At 70.2% G+C, this 3,127-nt stretch carries 1 protein-coding gene; it reads left to right on the top strand.

What is annotated here, in order from left to right:
• Nucleotides 1-3,127 (top strand): hypothetical protein (locus AB3X43_RS11885; protein ID WP_369430058.1); only part of this gene is annotated, 3,127 nt, incomplete at both ends.

The raw sequence follows: 3,127 nt of genomic DNA, 5'->3' as shown, positions 1-3,127 counted from the left end.
ACACCTACACCACCGCCGACCTGCCGTTCAACGCCAGTGCCGACCAGTTGCGCACGGCCCTGCTGGAAGCGCAGGACGACACCGGCCGCAAGCTGATCAGCGTCGGCGCCGACCTGTCGGTCGAACTGGTCAGCAGCGCCGGTCAGCAGGTCTGGCAAGTGGCCTTCGGTGGCGCGCTGGCCGCAGTCGATCTGGACGTCATGCATGGCCGCATCACCAGCACGGTGGCGGCTCCCGAGTCCCATTGGGAGGTCACCCGGACCGGCGTGACCCTGGACGAGACGCAGCGCCTGACGCTGGACCGCGCGGGCGCATGGCGCCTGTCGATGGATGGTGCGACCGATGTCAGTGCGGTCCTGCCCGCGGGCGCCACGGCAGCGCAGATCCAGGCCGCGTTGCTGGCGCTGCCCCAGGTGGGAGCCGGCAATGTCCAGGTGGTCGATGGCGGCACCCCCGGCGAATTCCTGCTCCACTTCCAAGGCGCACTGGCCGGCCGCAACGTGGCCAGCGTGCTGGCCTCGCCGGTGCAGACGCTGAACCTGCTGATGAACGGCAGCGACCGGCCGACTTCGGTCAGCCTGCGCAGCGGTGCGGATGCTGCTTGGAGCGCCGTGACCGACCTGGCTGGTCTGGACGATGTCGCCATCGCGCAGACCCTGCGCACTGCGATCGGGGCCCTGCCCCAGATCAATCTGGACGACGTGCGCGTCGAGGTCCACCCGGGCCAGACGCTGTCGTTCGACGTGAGTTTCGTGGGGGCGCTGGCCGGTGCGAACCTGCCCGCGCTCCAGGCCCGACTCACCCGCGTGGTCGAGATCAGCAGTCCGCAGATCCGCATCGGCGCGGCCGATGTGCAAGGCCATTTCGGCAACAGCCAGGCGGGCATCGACCTGTCGAATGGCCGACTCGGCCTGGTGCTGCAGCGCGATGCCGCCGGGCAGATGGGGTACGCCCTGACAGCGTCCGCCACCGGCTCGCTGCACGGCTTTGACGGTGCAGTCAGCCTGAACGCCGATGCCGAGCTGCGCATCAACGCCCTGGGGCGTTCCATTGACCAGTCGGTGCTCACCGGGTTGAGCACGCCTGCGCAGCAGGTGTCGTTCACCGATGGCACGGCCCTCACCGAGTTGACCATCCACAGTGGCAGCCTCACCGTGGCCGGCCTGGGCCAGATCAGCGGCGCACTCCAGCTGGTCAGCACCCGTTCCACCGACGCCTCCGGCGCGCAGATTTCCGATCTGCGCATCGGCCTGGCCGACGTGAGCGGGGCACTCACGCTGGGCGGCCTGGGCGCTGCCCTCAGCCACGGTCAGGGCGCCGTGCTGCTGCGCTACACGCTGGCGGCCGACGGGCGCCAGACCACGGGCTATGCGGTCCAGATCGATGGCCAGGTCGGGTTGACTGGCGTCAGCGGCCTGACCCTCGAAGCCACCCGGTTGCGCGTGGCCTACAACCGCATGGGTGCGGCAGTGAACGAGACGGTGGCCGCCGCTGGCGGCGACTACCAGGTCCACCTGATCGACCACGAAACCCGCGTCAGCGGCCATGCCCGGGCCGAAGTGGCCGGAGTGCTGGCGGTGGACGGGGATCTGTTCGTCGAGAGCACGGACAACGTGGCCCAGACACTCTCGGATGGCCGCAGCGTGCAGACCGACCAGCTCACCCTGGGTGGCAGCGGATTGCACGCGTTGGTCACGGCCGGAGGCAGCAACCTTGGTGCCGAGCTGTCGGACGTTCAGCTGGCGCTGGTGCTGTCGACCGAACGCGGTGCCACCGGCACGGCCCGACGCTGGCTGGCCAGCGAGGCGAGCCTTGGCGCGGTGTCGGTGGCCGGCTACCACCTGGCTGACCTGCGCAGCGCGGTGCTGAAGATCAATCGCCAGCTCGACGGCGCCGGTCAACTGGTGGAGAGCAGCAGTGGTCCTGGCAGCATCAGCGTGCCGGTGATCGATTGGAGCCGAGCGGTCCACAGCGTTTCGCTGGATCAGGCCAGCAACATGCTGCTGGACATGGCCGTGCCTTCATTCACCCTGCCGATCAGCGGCGCGCTCCAGATCGGTGACAACACGCTGTCGGGTGACTTTGCCGTCACGTTGACACAGACACCGGCCGGCCGCAGCTGGCAGATTGATGCCACAGGCGTCGATGTATTCCTGTCTGGTGGTGGGGCTTTTGTTGGTCTGGAAAACGCGAGCGGCCAACTCATCCTGAACGCCGACGGCAGCCGCAGCGGGAGCCTGACGGGTCGAGCGAGCCTGAGCGGAGTGGGCGGGGTGGGCCTGAGCGGGACGCTGAGCGCGTCGTTCAGCGGCACGGCGCTGGTGCTGTCGGGCACGGGGGTGGCGCTGAGCGTGGACGGGTTCGGCGAGATGACGGGCGACTTCGCGGTGCAGCGCAGCGGCACGGGAGCCAGCGGGGTGCTGCAAGTGGGCCTGAGCAACGTGAACGCGAGCATAGGCAACGCGGACGCGGGGCTGGGCGTGAGCGGGGCGAGCCTGGGGCTGCTGATCAAGCAGCGCAGCGACGGGGCCACGGGCTACGCGCTGGTGGCCAGCGGAGCGGCGAGCCTGCACGGTTTTGCCGGGGTGAGCCTGGAGGCGGCGGCGGAGGTGCGGATCAACACGCTGGGCGAGGCGAGCACGGCCAGCATCGCGGTGGGTGGCGGGCAGGTGAGGCTGGACTTCAGCGACGCGACCGAACGCAAGGAAGTGCGCATCACCGCGGGCACGGTGGCGGTGGACGGGCTGGGCAGCCTGAGCGGGGCGCTGGCGGTCCACAGCCAGACGACGCTGGACGCCAGCGGCGTGCGGGTCACGGACCTGCAGATCGGTCTGGCGCAGATCAACGGCAGCCTGAACCTCGGGGGGCTGGGTGCGACGCTGGGCCAGGGGCGCGGCGCGGTGCTGCTGCACCGGGAGGGCACGCAGGCGGGCACGGTGGCGGTGCAGGCGCAGGGCGACGTGGCGCTGACCGGGCTGGGCAGCGCGCTGAGCCTGACGGTGACGCAGATGAGCGTGGCGTACAACCGGCTGGGGCACGCGGTCGAGGCGCAGGAGGTGGACACCGGGGCGGGCACGTACGTGGTCAGCCTGCTGGAGGGCGAGACGCGCATGCGGGGCGTGGCCAC

It is taken from the genome of Sphaerotilus sp. (assembly GCF_041083715.1).
Lineage (GTDB): Bacteria > Pseudomonadota > Gammaproteobacteria > Burkholderiales > Burkholderiaceae_C > Sphaerotilus.
Note: the sequence above shows the minus strand (reverse complement) of the source record. Positions and strands in the feature narration are given on the sequence as shown.